At 36.2% G+C, this 17,169-nt stretch carries 18 protein-coding genes; 9 read left to right on the forward strand and 9 right to left on the reverse strand.

The window, feature by feature from the left end:
• Positions 1-52: 52 nt before the first annotated feature.
• The 6 genes from QH639_RS08140 to QH639_RS08165 form a co-directional block, all read right to left on the reverse strand.
• Positions 53-1,249: an MFS transporter gene (locus QH639_RS08140; RefSeq protein WP_048391968.1), complete on the reverse strand. Its 1,197-nt coding sequence runs from the start codon at positions 1,247-1,249 to the stop codon at positions 53-55.
• 487 nt (positions 1,250-1,736) lie between these two features.
• Complete coding sequence (locus QH639_RS08145) at positions 1,737-2,810, reverse strand: ABC transporter substrate-binding protein (protein WP_259419902.1); 1,074 nt, start codon at positions 2,808-2,810, stop codon at positions 1,737-1,739.
• Positions 2,807-3,604, reverse strand: a complete 798-nt coding sequence (locus tag QH639_RS08150; protein WP_237899475.1) for an ABC transporter permease — start codon at positions 3,602-3,604, stop codon at positions 2,807-2,809. Before QH639_RS08150 ends, QH639_RS08145 begins: the two co-directional genes overlap by 4 nt.
• Positions 3,601-4,410, reverse strand: a complete 810-nt coding sequence (locus tag QH639_RS08155) for an ABC transporter permease (RefSeq protein WP_048391965.1) — start codon at positions 4,408-4,410, stop codon at positions 3,601-3,603. The genes QH639_RS08150 and QH639_RS08155 overlap by 4 nt, the downstream gene beginning before the upstream one ends.
• Positions 4,400-5,506 carry an ABC transporter ATP-binding protein gene (locus QH639_RS08160; protein WP_131521681.1) on the reverse strand — a complete coding sequence of 369 codons (1,107 nt, stop codon included), beginning with the start codon at positions 5,504-5,506 and terminating at the stop codon, positions 4,400-4,402. The genes QH639_RS08155 and QH639_RS08160 overlap by 11 nt, the downstream gene beginning before the upstream one ends.
• Before the next feature lie 17 nt (positions 5,507-5,523).
• On the reverse strand, positions 5,524-6,066 hold the full coding sequence (locus tag QH639_RS08165; RefSeq protein WP_004224674.1) for a helix-turn-helix domain-containing protein: 543 nt from the start codon (positions 6,064-6,066) through the stop codon (positions 5,524-5,526).
• A 406-nt stretch (positions 6,067-6,472) separates the two neighbouring features.
• On the opposite strand from QH639_RS08165, the gene QH639_RS08170 reads away from it, so the two are divergent.
• The 7 genes from QH639_RS08170 (at position 6,473) to QH639_RS08200 (ending at position 11,804) form a co-directional block, all read left to right on the forward strand.
• The gene (locus QH639_RS08170; protein WP_004224676.1) at positions 6,473-7,015 is read left to right on the forward strand and encodes a peroxiredoxin; all 543 of its coding nucleotides are present in this window, start codon (positions 6,473-6,475) and stop codon (positions 7,013-7,015) included.
• A 143-nt stretch (positions 7,016-7,158) separates the two neighbouring features.
• Positions 7,159-7,614: a TlpA family protein disulfide reductase gene (locus QH639_RS08175; RefSeq protein WP_004224678.1), complete on the forward strand. Its 456-nt coding sequence runs from the start codon at positions 7,159-7,161 to the stop codon at positions 7,612-7,614.
• A gap of 141 nt (positions 7,615-7,755) precedes the next feature.
• Positions 7,756-8,418, forward strand: coding sequence for a potassium channel family protein (locus QH639_RS08180; RefSeq protein ID WP_004224679.1), 663 nt, complete (start codon positions 7,756-7,758; stop codon positions 8,416-8,418).
• A 6-nt stretch (positions 8,419-8,424) separates the two neighbouring features.
• The gene (locus QH639_RS08185; protein WP_281115947.1) at positions 8,425-8,904 is read left to right on the forward strand and encodes a hypothetical protein; all 480 of its coding nucleotides are present in this window, start codon (positions 8,425-8,427) and stop codon (positions 8,902-8,904) included.
• A 131-nt stretch (positions 8,905-9,035) separates the two neighbouring features.
• Positions 9,036-10,139: a GNAT family N-acetyltransferase gene (locus QH639_RS08190; protein WP_281115948.1), complete on the forward strand. Its 1,104-nt coding sequence runs from the start codon at positions 9,036-9,038 to the stop codon at positions 10,137-10,139.
• 172 nt (positions 10,140-10,311) lie between these two features.
• A complete protein-coding gene (locus QH639_RS08195) occupies positions 10,312-10,827 on the forward strand; it encodes a GNAT family N-acetyltransferase (RefSeq protein ID WP_237899494.1) in 516 nt (171 codons plus the stop codon).
• Entirely contained in the window at positions 10,824-11,804 is a 981-nt protein-coding gene (locus QH639_RS08200) for a S66 family peptidase (protein ID WP_131521676.1), read from the forward strand. Before QH639_RS08195 ends, QH639_RS08200 begins: the two co-directional genes overlap by 4 nt.
• Positions 11,805-11,841: 37 nt before the next feature.
• Here QH639_RS08200 and QH639_RS08205 read toward each other — a convergent pair whose 3' ends face one another.
• From QH639_RS08205 to QH639_RS08215, 3 genes are all read right to left on the reverse strand, one after another.
• Positions 11,842-12,384, reverse strand: a complete 543-nt coding sequence (locus QH639_RS08205; RefSeq protein ID WP_281115949.1) for a GNAT family N-acetyltransferase — start codon at positions 12,382-12,384, stop codon at positions 11,842-11,844.
• Positions 12,385-12,480: 96 nt separating this feature from the next.
• Entirely contained in the window at positions 12,481-12,684 is a 204-nt protein-coding gene (locus QH639_RS08210) for a hypothetical protein (protein WP_004224696.1), read from the reverse strand.
• 176 nt (positions 12,685-12,860) lie between these two features.
• Entirely contained in the window at positions 12,861-14,123 is a 1,263-nt protein-coding gene (locus QH639_RS08215) for a dicarboxylate/amino acid:cation symporter (RefSeq protein WP_048391960.1), read from the reverse strand.
• A gap of 395 nt (positions 14,124-14,518) precedes the next feature.
• Here QH639_RS08215 and QH639_RS08220 point away from each other — a divergent pair, with 395 nt between their 5' ends.
• Positions 14,519-16,120 carry an ATP-binding protein gene (locus QH639_RS08220; RefSeq protein ID WP_281115950.1) on the forward strand — a complete coding sequence of 534 codons (1,602 nt, stop codon included), beginning with the start codon at positions 14,519-14,521 and terminating at the stop codon, positions 16,118-16,120.
• Entirely contained in the window at positions 16,121-16,828 is a 708-nt protein-coding gene (locus QH639_RS08225; protein WP_281115951.1) for a response regulator, read from the forward strand.
• Positions 16,829-17,169 lie beyond the last annotated feature (341 nt).

Below are 17,169 nucleotides of genomic sequence, written 5' to 3' on the forward strand. Positions count from 1 at the left end.
TGAATCAACAATAATGTACCATACTGCTAAAAATAGTCAATGATTTTTCAGACTATTTTGTATCGGGATGCATTAAATGAGGTGCTTTTTTCACTGTCCAGATGAGCGCAAGGAAGAAACAGGCTAATAATATGATAGAACCGAAAATATATGGGCTATTCATATTCCAGTCAAATAATAAACCTGCCAAAGCGGGTCCAATCATATTTCCGAGGCTCATATAGGCATTATTCAAGCCCGCAGCAAATCCCTGCTCTTTCTCTGCAAGCTTTGAGATGAGTGTATTAACAGCTGGACGAATTAATGTCGTTGCTGTAGAGAAAATTGTTGCTACAACTAAAATAAGGGCAAAGCCAGAAACAAATAATATTAAGAAAATAGCAACGGATGCAATAAATAAATTTACTAGTACTACTTTCATTTCACCATAACGATTGAACAGTGGTGTAATAATAAACATTTGTACTACTACTCCAAAAGCACCACCAACAACTAATATAATCGCTATATCTACAGGTGTGTAATTAAACTTTTCTGTCACAAATAATGACAATGTCGTTTGGAAATTTGCAATTCCAAACGAGAACACCAGCATAATTATGAGCATAACAAAATAAGGCATATGTATGGAACGAGCCATTTGCTTCGCCAGATTGTCTTGCTTTTGTTTCTGTTGCGCAGTGTTTGGTTTGGTAGAAGGTAATAAAAAGTAAGATAAAATAGATGCTACAATGGCTGCAGCTCCAGCTGTGAAAAATGGGAAATGTAAGCTTACCTTTGCTAAAAAGCCACCAATACCAGGTCCAATCATAAAGCCAAGAGACATAGCGGCACCCAACATCCCCATACCTTTCCCACGTTCTTCATAGGTTGTGACGTCAGCGACAAAAGCCATAATAGGAGGTGCAACAAATGCGGAACCTAGACCACCTAAAAATCGTGCTAAAAAGAGCATCCATACATCTGTAGCAAGGCCAAATCCGATTTGTGCAAGACCTGTTACGATAAGACCGAAAATAATTAAATTTTTTCGTCCGTACTGATCTGAAAGATTCCCAGCAATAGGAGAAAATACGAATTGAGCTAAGGCGAACGTTGCGATTAGCATACCTAGAACTTGTCCTGCTGCACCAAATATTTTTAAATACTCTGGCATGACAGGAATAATAATGCCAATACTTCCCATTGCGATAAACATATTAAACATTAAAATATACAAAGCCGCCTTATTGGACTTCTGCTGGGTCATCGAATGAACCCCCTTTTTGTAATCAAATATAGTACAGTCTATCATAAAGAATTATTGCTTGGCTAATAGTTAAGATTATCGTACTGGTTCTATATTTAGAATGGTTTTCCACAAAAGTTTTCATCCGCGCACCTATGCATGAAGAAATAATAGATGTTAGTCATAAAAATTGAGGGGAAAAGAAGCTATGGGGATAAATTAGTAAAGCAACAACAATCTATGGACTTCTCTTATAAAGTGAGAATTAAAAAATGTGAGAGTCTGTCTGTAATGGCATAAAGCATGGCTATAAATTGTAGCGATGTTATAGCGCATCAGAAGGAATATCACAAGAATACTGATGTGAAAATCTATTAAAATTCAGACAAAATATTTTCTAAATATAATAATGCAAATAGTCAATTGAAAATGTTCTTATTTAATAGTCAGTTAAATAAGCAGAGAAAAAAACTAGCGAATTGATGTAAAAGTCAATTCGCTAGTTGAATTATCGGATACCCATTTTAAATTCTAAAAATAATTCGTTGTATTTCCCTAAATAATCAGGTCCTAAGTTTTTGTAGACCTCTAATGTATCGCGTTGTTCTTCAGAAGGATAGTAGCGTTCGTCAGAAACAACTTCTTCGTCCATTAAGTCCATAGCTGCAAGATTAGGCGTAGAATAGCCTACAAAATCGGCATTTTGAGCACCTGATTCAGCACTTAGCATGAAGTTTATAAAGGCGTGGGCACCATCAATATTCTTCGATGTCTTTGGGATGACCATATTATCAAACCATAAGTTTGAGCCTTCCTCAGGTACAGCAAAGTCTAACTCTTCATTTTCATACATCATGTCAGCTGCTTGGCCAGACCACGTAAGGGCAACGGTTGCTTCATTATTGATCATTAATGGTGTAATTTCATCTCCAATGATTGCTTTTACATTTGGTGCAAGGGTGATTAGTTTGTCAGTAGCTTCACGAAGTTCCTGATTATCTAGTGAATTCAGAGAATAGCCAAGACTGTTTAAGCCCATCCCAATGACTTCGCGCGCACCATCTACTAAAAAGACTTTTCGCTTTAAAGAAGGGTCCCATAAATCATCCCAAGAGGAGAAGTCTAAGTCTCCAACAAGGCTTGGATTGTAGACAATACCTACTGTTCCCCAAAAATAAGGGACAGAATATTTATTGTTAGCATCGAATGGTAAATCTAAAAAGTAAGGATCAATATTTTTAAAATTAGGGATTTTCGTTTTATCTAAAGGAATCAATAATTCTTCTTCCTTCATCTTCTCAATCATATATTCAGAAGGGACAGCAATATCGTAGGCTGTTCCGCCTTGCTGAATCTTTGTCATCATAGCTTCATTGGAATCGAATGTTTCATAGATGACATGAATGCCTGTTTCTTTTTCAAATTCTTTTAACAAATCAGGATCAATATATTCTCCCCAGTTAAAGATGGTTAACGTGTCTTTTCCACTTTTACCGCCACCCGCACTTAAGGCATCAGCCGCATAGAATAAAAGGGCTGAAACGACAAGGATGGCGATGGTAGCTTGAATTAGTGACTTCATCGTTGCCCCTCCATTCTTTTACTCGTACGACTTGTCATGAAATAATAACCAACAACAACTAAAACCGTAACGAAGAATACTAAACCTGAAATTGCATTCACTGTTAGAGAAATTCCTGCGCGGGCCATTGAATAAATTTCTACGGATAGAGTACTAAAGCCATTACCTGTTACAAAGAATGTCACGGCAAAATCATCTAATGAATACGTAAGGGCAAGGAAGAAGCCTGCAAAAATCCCTGGCTGAATATAAGGAAGAATGACACGCATCATAACGTCCTTTTTCGTTGCCCCTAAATCTAATGCTGCATCGATTAATGAGTTATTCATTTCTAGTAGCTTTGGTAAAACCATTAATACAACAATCGGTACACTAAATGCAACATGTGCTAATAAAACAGATGCAAAGCCCAGTTTAATACCTACCATTGTAAATAAAATTAAAAAGCTAGCCCCGATAATTACGTCTGGGCTGACGATTAAGACATTGTTTAAGGATAATAAAGTATTACGCATCTTAGAATCCTTAACCGTCACAATTCCAATTGCTCCTAGCGTACCAATAATAGTAGAAATGAGAGCAGAAAGTAATGCCACGATGACCGTATTTATTAATATAACAAGAAGACGCGAATCTTCAAAAACAGCTTGATAATGCTCCAAAGTAAAGGATTCAAAATTATTCATGGAGCCGCCACTATTAAACGAGTAAAAGATTAAATAGAAAATTGGAGCATAGAGAACGATAAAAACAATTGTTAAATAGACTTTGGCTGAAGCAGATAGTTTGTTCATCGTACGCGACCTCCTTTATCCTTTTGTCCCGTAATTAGCATGATAATCACCATGAATAAAATTAAGAATACAGCAATAGTGGAACCCATACCCCAGTTTTGTGTCACAAGGAATTGCTGTTCAATCGCTGTGCCTAGAGTAATGACACGGTTCCCTGCAATTAAGCGAGTAATCATGAACAGGGATAGGGCAGGGATAAAGACAACTTGAATACCAGATTTAACGCCATCCATTGTCAATGGTAAAACAACACGGCGGAAGGTTGTAAAAGCCGAAGCACCCAAATCCCGTGCTGCATAAATGAGCGTTGGGTTTAAACGATCTAAAGAATTGAAGATCGGTAAAATCATAAATGGAATAAAAATATAGACCGACACAAAGACAAAGCTAATATCAGTAAAGAGCATTTGCTTTGGATCGAAGCCAAATACTTCGATAAATGCATTAATAGGCCCGTATAACCCAAAGATGCCGATAAAGGCATATGTTTTTAACAAAAGATTAATCCATGAAGGAATAATAATAAGTAGAAGCCAAAGTTGTTTATGCTTGGTCTTCGTTAAAAAATAGGCAGTTGGGTATGAAATTAATAGTGTAAAGAATGTAATTAAAAATGCATACCAAAACGAGCTCAAAGTCATCTTTAAGTAAACAGAAGAGAAGAACGCTTTGTAGTTATCGAGCGTAAAGTTGCCATGTAAATCAAGCAGGGAATAATAAACAACGAGTGCAATTGGCGCGATAACGAAAAAGGCAATCCATAACACATATGGAAATAACGCTGATTTCGATGTTTTAGTTTGCATCTTCATCGTCTCCATACGATTCTAATCGTTTATCAAACTCTTCCTCTGTTTCGTTTAAGCGCATTACGTGAATTGCCTCAGGATCAAAGTCTAAGCCAATCTCAGTCCCTACTTCTGCTTTCTTCAATGAATGGACTAGCCACTCATTACCATCTTTATCGTATGTGGATAATTCATAATGTACCCCTCGGAATAATTGTGTATCCACTTTTACCACAAGTTTGCCTTTATCAATTGTTGTCATTTCTAAATCTTCTGGACGAATGACAATATCTATTTTTTCATTTTGCTTCATCCCTTGGTCGACACATTCGAAAACTTTGCCAGCAAATTCAACCTTGAAATCCTCAATCATCACGCCAGGTACAATATTGGATTCACCTATAAAGTCAGCAACGAAGCGGTTAATCGGTTCATCATAAATATCCACGGGTGTACCTGACTGCTGAATTTGGCCTTCACTTAAGACAAAAATTTCATCACTCATAGCAAGTGCTTCTTCTTGATCATGTGTAACAAAAACAAATGTTTTGCCAAGACGTTGCTGTAATTCACGTAGCTCATATTGCATTTCTGTACGTAGCTTTAAGTCTAAAGCTGAAAGTGGCTCATCCAGTAAAATTACTTCAGGGTCATTGACAATGGCACGTGCAATCGCGACACGTTGTCGTTGTCCACCAGACATTTCAGATATTTCGCGGTTACCATAGCCTGCTAAATTGACAAACTTTAAGGCTTCAGCTACACGCTCTTTTATGTCCTTTTCAGGAAGCTTTTTAATACGTAGGCCAAATGCGACATTTTCAAACACATTTAAATGAGGGAACAGCGCATAATCCTGAAAAACAGTATTTACTTGACGTTCATTGGCAGGAACTGCATTAATCTTTTTATCATGGAAAAATACATTTCCTGTTGTAGGTTCTGTAAATCCTGCAATAATTCGTAAAATGGTTGTTTTACCACAACCTGATGGACCAAGGAGTGTATAAAACTTCCCTTTTTCAAGCTCCAAATTGATATTTTTTAAAACGACGGTACCGTCGCTATATGACTTTGAAACATTTTCAAAGCGGATAATTGAATTGGTTGTCATGGATGCGCCTCCTTAAGCTATAAATAAGAATCTGTTGCGACAAGTAAAATTTTTGTTTCATCATCATGTGCATTAAAAATCTGATGATGGTCTGTCGCGTCATAGTAAAGTGCATTGCCTTCACTTGCGATATACTGTTCATTCCCTAATACGAGACGAATACGCCCTTTAACCACATAAATAAATGTTTCAGAGAGCGAAGGCTCAAACTGTTTGAACTCGCCATCTGCAGCAAAGGTTAAGAAAATGGGTTCCATTTCTTTTTCATTCGAAGTAGGAATCAGCCATTGAATTTCATATTTTTTTTCTTCATCTGTATAGGTAGATTGATCTTCCTCTGTATAAACAACCTTCTGTTCAGGTGATTCATCATCAAAAAAGTCTTTGGGTCTCGACCCTAAAACTTCTAATATTGAAAATAATGTTTCAATTGAAGGTGAGTTTAGATCACGTTCTAATTGGGAAATATAACCTTTACTTAAATCTGTACGTTCTCCAAGTTCCTCTTGGGTAAGACCTTTTTTTAAACGAAGCGCTTTAATTTTTGCTCCTATTTGCATCTTTTCCCTCCTAAGAGAAGTTTAGCAATGATAAACTTTTGAAATATGAAGTTTACTTTAACGAAACTTTTAGTTTACTAAAACCATTACAATTATACATAATAATAAAAAATTTGCAATCGTTTTTCGTGAAAAAAATAGCTATAAAAAGTTGAAAAATGGGGTATAAATGAAAGTGAGAAAAATTTTGAATAGTGTAGAATATTATTGTCAAAAATAGCTTGTAGATAGACAGTAGCAATAATTCCAGTTATGGATTTGACGAATTTTTGTCAATCCATTTCAATCATCCAAACGGGCGGAGTTTACTTGTTTGAAAAACTGCGGTTACTCTGCTATCGTAGAAGACGAGTTCGCTAGTGCGAATGGAATATATAAACTACATATTTATTCGGAGGGATTTATTATGGCAGAACGCATGGTAGGTAAACAAGCACCTGACTTTACAATGGAAGCAGTACTTTCAGACAAATCATTTGGTAAAGTATCACTAGAAGATATTAAAGCACAAGATAAATGGACAGTTCTTTTCTTCTACCCAATGGACTTTACATTTGTATGTCCAACTGAAATCACTGCAATGAGCGATCGTTATGACGAGTTCGAAGACTTAGATGCAGAAGTAATCGGTGTTTCTACTGACACAATCCATACACACTTAGCATGGATTAACACAGACCGTACGCAAAATGGTCTTGGTGAATTAAAATACCCATTAGCAGCTGATACAAACCATCAAGTATCTAAAGAATATGGTGTATTAATTGAAGAAGAAGGTATCGCGTTACGTGGTTTATTCATCATCAACCCAGAAGGCGAATTAAAATACCAAACAGTATTTGATAACAACATCGGCCGTGATGTTGATGAAACACTACGTGTACTTCAAGCACTACAAACTGGTGGTCTTTGCCCAGCTAACTGGCGTCCAGGCCAAGCAACTCTATAATTTAAATAGAGGATTATGCGAAAAATTAAAAGTCCCCACGACAAGTTTGTGGGGACTTTTAACTGAATTTTTGTTTTGGGAAAGAGTTTTTATACCGTTATCTAAATATTTGAAGACAAACGATCTTTTAGAGGAGGATTTTTATGAAACTTCGTGAACAAATGCCTGAATTAGTTGGCGCAACGACTTGGTTAAATGGTGAAGTAACGAAAGCAGAATTAGTAGGCAAAAAACCAACATTAATCCACTTCTGGTCAGTAAGCTGTCATTTATGTAAAGAAGCAATGCCAGATGTGAACAATTTCCGCGATCAATATAAAGATGAATTAAACGTTGTAGCAGTACATATGCCACGTTCTGAGGCAGATACTGATTTAGACACAATTAAAGCAGTAGCAGCAGAGCATGATATTGTGCAACCAATCTTTGTAGATAGTGAAATGAAGCTAACAGATGCTTTTGAAAACCAATATGTTCCAGCATATTTTGTGTTCGATAAAGATGGTCAGCTGCGTCATATGCAAGCTGGTGGTAGTGGTATGAAAATGCTAGAAAAGCGAGTAAACCGCGTGCTAGATGAGATGCGTAACGCAGAATAATAATGATATGTTGAAGACGGGGATTAAGGTCCTCGTCTTTTTTGTTGTCCACCATTGACGAATTGACTCTTGTTTTGACAATACATATCGCAGAGAATAGGCTACAATGGTGGTATAGTAGTTTTCGGAGGGATTTTTATGATGAAAAAAGAGTTTGCAGTCATAGGGCTTGGACGTTTTGGAGGCAGTATTGTTCGTGAATTAATGAGTCAGGGCGCACAGGTAATGGCCATTGATCATTCTTCAGAGCGTGTGGATGAGTTTGCTTCCATTGCCACACAAGCTGTTATTGCAGATTCAACCGATGAATCGGTGTTGAATTCGTTAGGTATACGTAATTTTGAGCACGTGATTGTAGCAATTGGGGAAGATATTCAAGCAAGTATATTAACAACAATCATTTTGAAGGAAATTGGTGTTGAGCAAATTACAGTAAAAGCTCAAAACGATTACCATGAAAAGGTTTTACGTAAAATTGGCGCAGATTTTGTCGTCCATCCTGAGCGAGATATGGGTATTCGTATTGCTAATAATATGTTGTCGAATACTGTTTTAGATTATTTAGAGCTATCAGATGAACACTCCATTATGGAATTAAAGGCTAATGATGCAATTGCTGGCTATTCCATAATGGATTTAGATATTCGCGCTAAATATGGCATCAACATTGTAGGAATTAAGCGTGGGGCTGATATTATCGTATCTCCACAGGCGAGTGACAAGATTTTATTAGGAGATATTATGCTTGTTATAGGCGCTGATGTTGATATAAATCGCTTTGTTAAAAAGGCCTTGAACGGGTAAGAGCAAATGACGAAACGCAGATGGAGACTTATTATATTCGCTGGTATTTTATTAATTGGTGCTTTTATTATGCAAAATAGAGAAAAAAGTGAAGATGAAGCAATTTCTTTTGTTCTAGATCATGCCACAGAAATTGACGACATTGAATTATTCCAAGGAGATCAATCACTATTTCATGCTACAGGCGATGAAGCACAAGACTTTATTGAGAAATATCCTTTAAGTCATGTAAGGAAGCTTTCCAAAAAGGAAAGAACTATTTTTGAAGAAAAGCCTGTATATCATATCGTTTATAAAATGAAGGATAAGCCTCTTTATGAGGTAGAAATATTAAAAGTGGCTATTAGTTCTGAACTTGATGAAGAGTTACAGCAAATGGTTTTTCGTGTGGATGATGCACAATATTTGGTTTATTGGGCAAAAGAGAAAAAGGTACTCGAACAATCGACCAACACGCAACGATTACTTGAACAATACGGGCAATAATGCAGGTAGTGATACAGCAATTCATGCTGGTCACTACTTTTTATTCTATTTTTAATAAAAATTGGAAAGAATATTTGATTTCATCGAGAGAGTTCGATTAAACTTTGACATAAAGAAGGGGGCTAGATGTAATGAAAATCATGTCAACTAATTGTGTAATCGAACAATTACAACCAGAGCATTTTACAGATATACAAAAACTCTACTCTAATAAACAAGTTCGAACTTATCTCGGTGGTGTTCCATCAAACAGCTATATAGAAGCATCTTTTAAAGGCATGCTAGAAGCGCCATTCCCTAATACATATTTATATATTACTTTAAAGGAGACAGGTGAATTTATAGGTCTTGTCTCGATCGATGAATACCATGATAAGGAGTTATATGAGCTTTCCTATCAATTTTTACCTCAGTTTTGGGGGAAGGGGTTAGCTTTTGAAGTGCTCACGCAGGTAATTCAGGATGGTTTGAATTATCTGAATATAGAATCTATTGTGGCAGAAACACAAACAGCGAACAAGGCATCATGTCGCTTGCTCGAAAAATTAGGAATGAAGAATGTACAGATGTTAGAAAGATTTGGGCAGGAACAAGCTGTCTATGAATTAAGTAAAAATAATGAATCGATAAGACAAATCATCGCCCTATCAGGTGGTGGGTTTTCTCAGCAGAACCCTTCATTTATCGATGAGTACATTTTACGACAAACGCAGAAAAATGAACGAGTTAAAATTTGTTTTATTCCCACAGCAAGTAATGATGCACAAGGGTATATCGAGAAGTTTTATGCAGCATTCCATCATTGTGATGCAACCCATATCTTGCAAAAAGATATGCATGATAGAAGCATTCGAGAAAAAGTACTAGCGCAGCATATTATCTATGTGGGTGGAGGGAATACAGGTTATCTTCTTGAAAAGTGGCGAGAATATGGTTTTGATAAATTGTTAAAGGAAGCTTATCAAAAAGGGATTATATTAGCTGGCATCAGTGCTGGGGCAATGTGTTGGTTTGAAAAATGCTATAGTGAAAATACATATGATGGTTTTGAGGAATGGAATGGCTTAGGGTTATTATCAGGTACCTATTGTCCCCATTATAATAATCAAGAGAGAAGGTGGGCATTTGATCGCTGGATAGAAAATCATCCCACATTACAAGCATACACACTCATAGATACTGAGACACTCCATTTTAGAGATGAAAAACTAGTAGCTAAAATTCAAACCTACTAGAAGGGACGAAGAAAAGTATGAGAATTCCAGCAAAACTAACACTGGGTGATGAGATACGTGTAATTGCTCCAAGTAGTAGTGTACAAGTTTTAAAAGTAGAGTTGGTTGAACAAACAATACAAAAGAATTGAGCATTGAAGTGACTATATTTTAGAAGGAGAGCGTGTTCAACATGATCATACGAGAAGCAACCCGACATGACAGTGAACGAATTATAGCTGTTATGGCAAATGCAGAGGCATCAAATTTTATGTTATTTGGACCAGGTGAGCGCAATTTAGCACCTAAGCCATTTGGAGAGTATATAGACAAGTTATATCATAGTCACCACTCAGCTTTGTTCATAGCTGAAATGGATGAGCAGGTTGTGGCGTACTTAATTGTACAAGGCAATGAGCCGTCAAGAATTGCTCACCGTGCTTATCTTGTCATAGGCATACATAGTGACTATAGAGGAAGAAAAATTGGAACAGCTTTATTTCAACACGTAGAAAATTGGGCAATAGTGAATGGTGTACATCGTCTAGAATTAACCGTCATGGAAAATAATGAGGCTGGTGTTGCTTTGTATAAGAAAATGGGCTTTGATATCGAAGGAACGAAGCGGGCTTCGCTGTATGTAGATGGACAATATATTAATGAATACTACATGTCAAAACTATTGATTGGGAAAGGAACTACCGTATGACTTCAAAAATAAACATCGGCATTTATTCCCCGTCCTCCCCAGCAACGGTGACGGCTTTGGAACGATATGAACGTGCTAAAGCATTTCTCGAGAATAAAAATTTTCAAATCGTGACAGGTTCTTTAACTGGTAAAACTGATTATTATCGTTCAGGTTCGCCAAAAGAAAGAGCAGAAGAATTGAATGAGTTATTACGTAATCCAAATGTGGATATGATTATGTCTACGATAGGGGGCACCAATGCTAATAGCATGCTACCTTATATTGATTATGAGGCTTTTCGTCAACATCCCAAAATGGTCGTAGGTTATTCGGATGCAACGGCCGTTCTACTGGCACTTTATGCAAAGACGGGAATCTCAACTTTTTATGGTCCAGCCCTCGTACCTTCCTTTGGTGAGTTTGAACCATTAGTAAATGATACCTTCAAATTTTTTGAGCATTATTTCTTTAAGCCTCAAGCATTACCATACGAAATTCCAATGCCTTCTTATTGGTCGGATGAACCTGTTAATTGGCTAGAGAAGACAGTGGATAAAAAACTCAAGAAGAATGAATGGTTAGCGATTCAGGATGGGGTTGCTGAAGGAAGGTTAATTGGCGGGAATGCCAATGCCATGTATGGATTTATTGGTACGCCGTATTTCCCTAAAATTGTGGAAGGTGATATTTTATTAGTGGAGGACTGCTTAAAAAATGCTGCTGTTGTTGAAAAGAATTTTGCAATGCTAAAATTGCATGGTGTCTTTAACAAAGTTAGTGGGATTATTTTGGGGAAACATGAATGCTACGATGATTTAGGAACGGGTCGACAGCCATATCATATTCTACTTGAACAGTTGGATGGAATAAAGATTCCTATATTAGCAGAGGTGGATATTTGTCATACACATCCTATGCATCCAATTGCGATAGGCAAACGAGTAAGGATAGATGCCACAGCTAAGAAGATATACTGTTTGGAAAGATGGTTGTAATGATAAAGCCTTGCAAATCGTAGCAAGGCTTTATTTTCTAGAGGTTCCTATAATCATCATCAGTGATAGCGTACATTTTTACATGTTGGTATTGTCCCTTAACAAGCATACTTTTCCGTAATAACCCTTCAAACTGCATACCTGACTTCTCCATAACCTTTTGTGAGCCAATGTTTTCTTCAAAGCATCGTGCTTGGATACGTACTAAATCTAATTCATTAAAACCGAAGTCAATGAGTTTTTTTGTTGCTTCTGTTGTGAACCCCTTATTCCAAAAATCCTCAGAAAGCACATAGCCAATTTCCGCGTATTTATGGGTGTCATTAATCGTCACAATATCAATCGTTCCAATAATTGTGCCTGCATATTCAATACCCCATAACATCAAATTACCTTGCTGATAGCCATTAAAAATTAATGCCATAAAAGCCTTTGTATCCTCTAAGCTCGTGTGTGCTTGCCATGTCACATAACGCGCCACATTTTCACTGGAAGAGTAGTCATACATTGCTTCTAAATCCCCATGTGTAATAGGTCTCAATAGTAACCTTTCCGTTTTCATAATTGGTATTTTACTCATGATTTACCCCCTTTAACAAATAGTATATAAAAAAGTCGACCCATAATTATGAATTAGGTCGACTTTTTATATTTATTCATTTTTGCAGCGTTCACATTATGGATAGCGCTTATCTGTTGCAGAGGAATCCTTCGTTTTGGTTTTATGTTGTTCATCTTTCACTTTTTCATTCAATTCTTCGACAGGTATTGGATCTACTGTTTTCATGTCCTCGTGTTTATCAAAAATGCTTTCTTTATCTGTATCTAATACATCAGGGTTATTCGTATTACGTGTTTTTGCCTGTTTTTTATCATTCATTCACTATCACCTCTTACTATTAACTTTCACTTTTTTACTAGAGTGTAAACATTTTATTTTGGGTGATAGTGTAAGCTAATTGTTTGTTGTCAGCATCAATCCATAAGGACATAGCTTTTACTCGAATGATAATGAGTATAGTGAAACAGAGATGGCTATCATTTCTACCATTTTTCTTAGGAAGATATAGTGGTCTTTCCCTGAAGTGCACGTTCTTCCATAGCTGTGTCAAACTCTTTTTCAGATTTTGACACGACAACACAAGCTACGCCATTACCAATTAAATTTGTAACAGCTCGAGCCTCAGACATAAAGCGATCTACACCGATTAACAGCGCTATTCCTTCCACTGGTATCATTGGGAAGGCAGCCAAAGTTGCTGCTAATGTAATAAATCCTGATCCTGTTACACCTGCTGCACCTTTAGAAGTAATCATTAAAATTCCGAGCAGTGTAATGATTTGAATCCAAGTTAGTTCCATTCCATATGCTTGTGCGATAAACAATGCAGCCATGGACAGGTAGATGGAAGTCCCATCTAGATTGAAGGAGTACCCTGTAGGAACGACTAAACCTACAACCTGCTTCGAGCAACCATAGTTCTCAAGCTTTCGCATCATAGATGGCAGTGCTGATTCAGAAGAGGAAGTCCCAATTACTAAGAAAATCTCATCTTTGATATAAGCGATAAATTTAAAGATGTTGAATCCAAAGAACTTTGCAATGGCACCTAAAATAAAGACAACAAATAAAAACATTGTTATATATACGGCAGCCATTAATAAACCTAGATTACCTAAAGATTTTAAACCAAAATTTCCAATTGTATAGGCCATTGCACCAAAAGCTCCGATTGGTGATATTTTCATAACCATACTTACGATTTTGAAGAATATCTCTGCTACTTGCTCAAAGAATGTGATGACTGGTTTTGCGGGTGCACCGATTGAGGCAGCTGCTAAGCCAAATAAAACAGCAGAGAATAGGACTGGTAATAATTGACCAGTTGCCAATGCACCAACTACATTTTCTGGAATAATACTAGAAATGAAGGCACCCAAGCCTTGCTCAGATTCAGCTGCAGCAGTTGTATATTTTGAAATATCAGCATCAGATGCACCTGATGTATCCAAGCCTGTACCAGGACTTACGATTAAAGCAACAGCAATTCCGATTGCTAATGCAATTGTGGAAACTATTTCGAAGTAAAGCAATGCCTTACCTCCGATTTTCCCGACCTTTTTCATATCTCCCATACTGCCGATTCCAATAACAACTGTTAGGAAAATAATAGGAGCAATTAACATTTTAATTAATTTGATGAATAAATCTGCTAAGATTTTCAAGCTGGCACCGAACTCGGGGAAAATGGCTCCGACAATAATCCCAAGTATGATAGCCACTATAACCTGAACAGTCAAATTTTTCAGTAATTTCATTTTTTGCTACCTCTTTTCTAAATTTTCTCTTTGATATCGCTTTCACTAAAAGTATCATAGCGAATATTTCTTTAAAAAAGAGATTTAGAAAATAAGAAACATATCGTTCATTAAGTACATTTACTTACATTTACATATAAATATAGTAATATCAATAACTAAATCTGTTATGGTACGCTATAGTTAATTAATTATTGTTATAATACAAAAACATAGAGTGATAATTAAGTTCTTTTTAAATTATCAGTTTATAATATTGTTCATTAAATTCAATATTTTCTGCTACTTAGATAGACTAAATATGTTGTCAAAAGATTTTTTTGCAGATAATCTTAAAACTAAATATGTGTGCCACTGATTACGAGAATGCAAATTTGAAAGGAAGGAATTTTTTAATGATGAAAATGCCTGTGAACGGCAAAATACTGTTAGTGACATTTTTAATCATTGCACTCTCCTTTTTACTAGGTGGTATTTTTTTACTCGGTAACCTATTATCTGAACAGGAAAAAGATTTTGGACAGCGAGCAATGCTTGTGGCAAGAACTGTATCAAATGTACCAGAGCTTAGTGTACATCTGGAAAATGCCAATATAAAAGAATCTGCAAAAAATATTAATAAAATTGTAGATGGCATTAGAGTGATTCATAAGGCCGAGTATATTGTTGTAATGAATATGGAGCGTATTAAACTATCACACCCAGTAAGTAAGGAAATAGGAAAACGCAGTGAGTCCCAGGATTTAAACGCCGCATTTAGTGAACATTATTATGTATCAAAGGCACGTGGAGAATCGGGTGTTATGATACGGGCTTTCGTGCCAATTATTAATGATAAAAGGGAACAAGTGGGCATTGTAGTCGTTGGCTATTCATTACCAGATTTTCTGGAAATGTTACAAAGTTATGAGCGAGAAATTATGATAACTATTGTTATATCACTGATTTTCAGTATTTTCGGTGCCTATACACTAGGACGACATATAAAAAAACAAATGTTTGGGCTTGAACCTCATGAAATTGCAAAAATGTATGTGGAAAGAACAGAAACCTTTAATGCTATGCATGAGGGAATAATAGCGGTAGATAAGGAAATGAATATCACCATTTTTAATGAAAAAGCGGCCGATATTTTAGGTGTTACTAGGAAAATAGAGGAATGTATTGGACAAAAGATTTATGACGTTTTGCCTGATACCCGTCTGCCTGAAATTGTTGAAACAGCAACACCTGTTTATGATCAAGAGCTTTACATTAATCATCATAGTATCTTAAGTAATCGTGTACCTATTATTGTGAATGGAGAGCTAGTTGGTGCAGTTGCTATGTTTAAAGATTTAACAGCTGTGAAAAAGCTTGCGGAGGAAGTAACAGGTGTAAAGGCCTTTGTTCAAGCATTACGTGTACAAACCCATGAGCATAAAAATAAGATTCATACGATTGCGGGACTACTGCAATTGGGACATACAAAGCAAGCACTTGAATATGTTACTGTTACTACTGAAAATGAAGCCTCATTGACGAAGTTTTTAAATGAACGCTTTCATAATGAAAATATTTCAGGTTTGTTATTAAGTAAAGTAAGTTATGGAAAAGAACTGGGTATCGAGGTTGAAATTGATCGGAAAAGTCATTTTAAACGCTTTCCACCTCTATTAGATCATCATGATTTTGTTGTGTTGTTTGGCAATTTAATTGAAAATGCTTTTGAGGCTTTAAATGTACTTTCTAAGGAAGATAAATATGTAGCCATCTCTGTAGACGAGCATGATGGCGTCTTAGCGATTGCAGTTACCGATAACGGGATTGGCATGACCAAAGAGGTGCAGGAGCGTATGTTTGAAAATGGATTTTCGTCAAAGGCTAGTGAAAATCGAGGCATTGGCTTGCATTTAGTCTATGAAATTGTAAGAAAAGGCAATGGAGATATTGAAGTAACAAGTGAATTTATGAAAGGAACCAGTTTCTTAATTTTATTTGAGTTAGGAGAAGTATAGATGGATGTAATAAGTGTCTTATTGATTGAAGATGATCCAATGGTACGAGAAGTGAACAGACAATTTATTGAACAAATCAAAGGTTTTTCGTTAGTTGGCTATGCTAGCAATGGAATTGAGGGAATTCAAAAAATTAAACAATTAACCCCAGAGCTTGTCTTTATGGACATTTTTATGCCAGAGCAGGATGGCATTATTACGTTAGGGAAAATACGAGAAGAGCATCTTCATGTTGATGTTATTGCTGTAACAGCTGCGAATGATATGCCCACTGTGCAGCGAATATTACACTTAGGTGTCTATGATTATATTATGAAGCCCTTTACGTTTGAGCGGATTGAGCAGACTTTAAAAAATTATCAAAGCTATAGAAGGAAAATAAGCGGCATGCAAGATTTAACTCAGCATGATGTCGATCATTTAATGCAACAACGTCTTCCTGAACAAATTGTAGTAGAAACAACAGGAATGGATGCCATTCTTATAGAAGAACTCCCCAAAGGGTTTAATCGAGCTACCTTAGATAAGGTACTTGCATATATAAAAAAAAGTGGCGAGGCAGTATCAGCGGAGGAGGTATCAGCTTATATAGGTACAGCACGTGTTACAGCTAGACGCTATCTAGACTTTTTAGAAAAGCAGAAACTATTAAAAGTAGATATACAATATGGAAACGTAGGACGTCCTATTCATCGTTATTATATTTAGTTCAATTAGATTAAAGTGCGTATTTTAAATAAGTTATGGTGAAAAATGTACAGATAAATTCTAAGCGTCCTATTTCCTAATACATATCTTTAAATTCCTTTAAGGGCAACATCTAAAATTTTTGGATACCGAAGTTGTTGCGTATTGGAAGAGATCTTCATGACCATTTAAATTTTAAAGCAAATAATTATAATTCAGATATTGTGGGAAGCAAGATGCTAAAGCACAAAAAATTATTCCCAAGACATAAATAAAGATGGAAAAAGCCCTGCATAAAGCAAGGCTTTTTTAACGTCAAGATTCGTTTGAGATTGTGTATAGGCTAAATTTAAATGTTATTT

It is taken from the genome of Lysinibacillus sp. 1 U-2021 (assembly GCF_029916965.1).
GTDB classification, from domain to species: Bacteria; Bacillota; Bacilli; order Bacillales_A; family Planococcaceae; genus Lysinibacillus; species Lysinibacillus capsici.

Excerpts from the sequence above, each read along its gene's own strand:
- QH639_RS08215 (WP_048391960.1), bottom strand. The coding sequence starts at position 14,123 with ATGAAATTACTGAAAAATTTGACTGTTCAGGTTATAGTGGCTATCATA.
- QH639_RS08170 (WP_004224676.1), top strand. The coding sequence starts at position 6,473 with ATGGCAGAACGCATGGTAGGTAAACAAGCACCTGACTTTACAATGGAA.
- QH639_RS08205 (WP_281115949.1), bottom strand. The coding sequence starts at position 12,384 with ATGAGTAAAATACCAATTATGAAAACGGAAAGGTTACTATTGAGACCT.
- QH639_RS08160 (WP_131521681.1), bottom strand. The coding sequence starts at position 5,506 with ATGACAACCAATTCAATTATCCGCTTTGAAAATGTTTCAAAGTCATAT.
- QH639_RS08165 (WP_004224674.1), bottom strand. The coding sequence starts at position 6,066 with ATGCAAATAGGAGCAAAAATTAAAGCGCTTCGTTTAAAAAAAGGTCTT.
- QH639_RS08140 (WP_048391968.1), bottom strand. The coding sequence starts at position 1,249 with ATGACCCAGCAGAAGTCCAATAAGGCGGCTTTGTATATTTTAATGTTT.
- QH639_RS08180 (WP_004224679.1), top strand. The coding sequence starts at position 7,756 with ATGAAAAAAGAGTTTGCAGTCATAGGGCTTGGACGTTTTGGAGGCAGT.
- QH639_RS08210 (WP_004224696.1), bottom strand. The coding sequence starts at position 12,684 with ATGAATGATAAAAAACAGGCAAAAACACGTAATACGAATAACCCTGAT.
- QH639_RS08190 (WP_281115948.1), top strand. The coding sequence starts at position 9,036 with ATGAAAATCATGTCAACTAATTGTGTAATCGAACAATTACAACCAGAG.
- QH639_RS08155 (WP_048391965.1), bottom strand. The coding sequence starts at position 4,410 with ATGCAAACTAAAACATCGAAATCAGCGTTATTTCCATATGTGTTATGG.
- QH639_RS08145 (WP_259419902.1), bottom strand. The coding sequence starts at position 2,810 with ATGAAGTCACTAATTCAAGCTACCATCGCCATCCTTGTCGTTTCAGCC.
- QH639_RS08150 (WP_237899475.1), bottom strand. The coding sequence starts at position 3,604 with ATGAACAAACTATCTGCTTCAGCCAAAGTCTATTTAACAATTGTTTTT.
- QH639_RS08195 (WP_237899494.1), top strand. The coding sequence starts at position 10,312 with ATGATCATACGAGAAGCAACCCGACATGACAGTGAACGAATTATAGCT.
- QH639_RS08225 (WP_281115951.1), top strand. The coding sequence starts at position 16,121 with ATGGATGTAATAAGTGTCTTATTGATTGAAGATGATCCAATGGTACGA.
- QH639_RS08220 (WP_281115950.1), top strand. The coding sequence starts at position 14,519 with ATGATGAAAATGCCTGTGAACGGCAAAATACTGTTAGTGACATTTTTA.
- QH639_RS08175 (WP_004224678.1), top strand. The coding sequence starts at position 7,159 with ATGAAACTTCGTGAACAAATGCCTGAATTAGTTGGCGCAACGACTTGG.
- QH639_RS08200 (WP_131521676.1), top strand. The coding sequence starts at position 10,824 with ATGACTTCAAAAATAAACATCGGCATTTATTCCCCGTCCTCCCCAGCA.
- QH639_RS08185 (WP_281115947.1), top strand. The coding sequence starts at position 8,425 with ATGACGAAACGCAGATGGAGACTTATTATATTCGCTGGTATTTTATTA.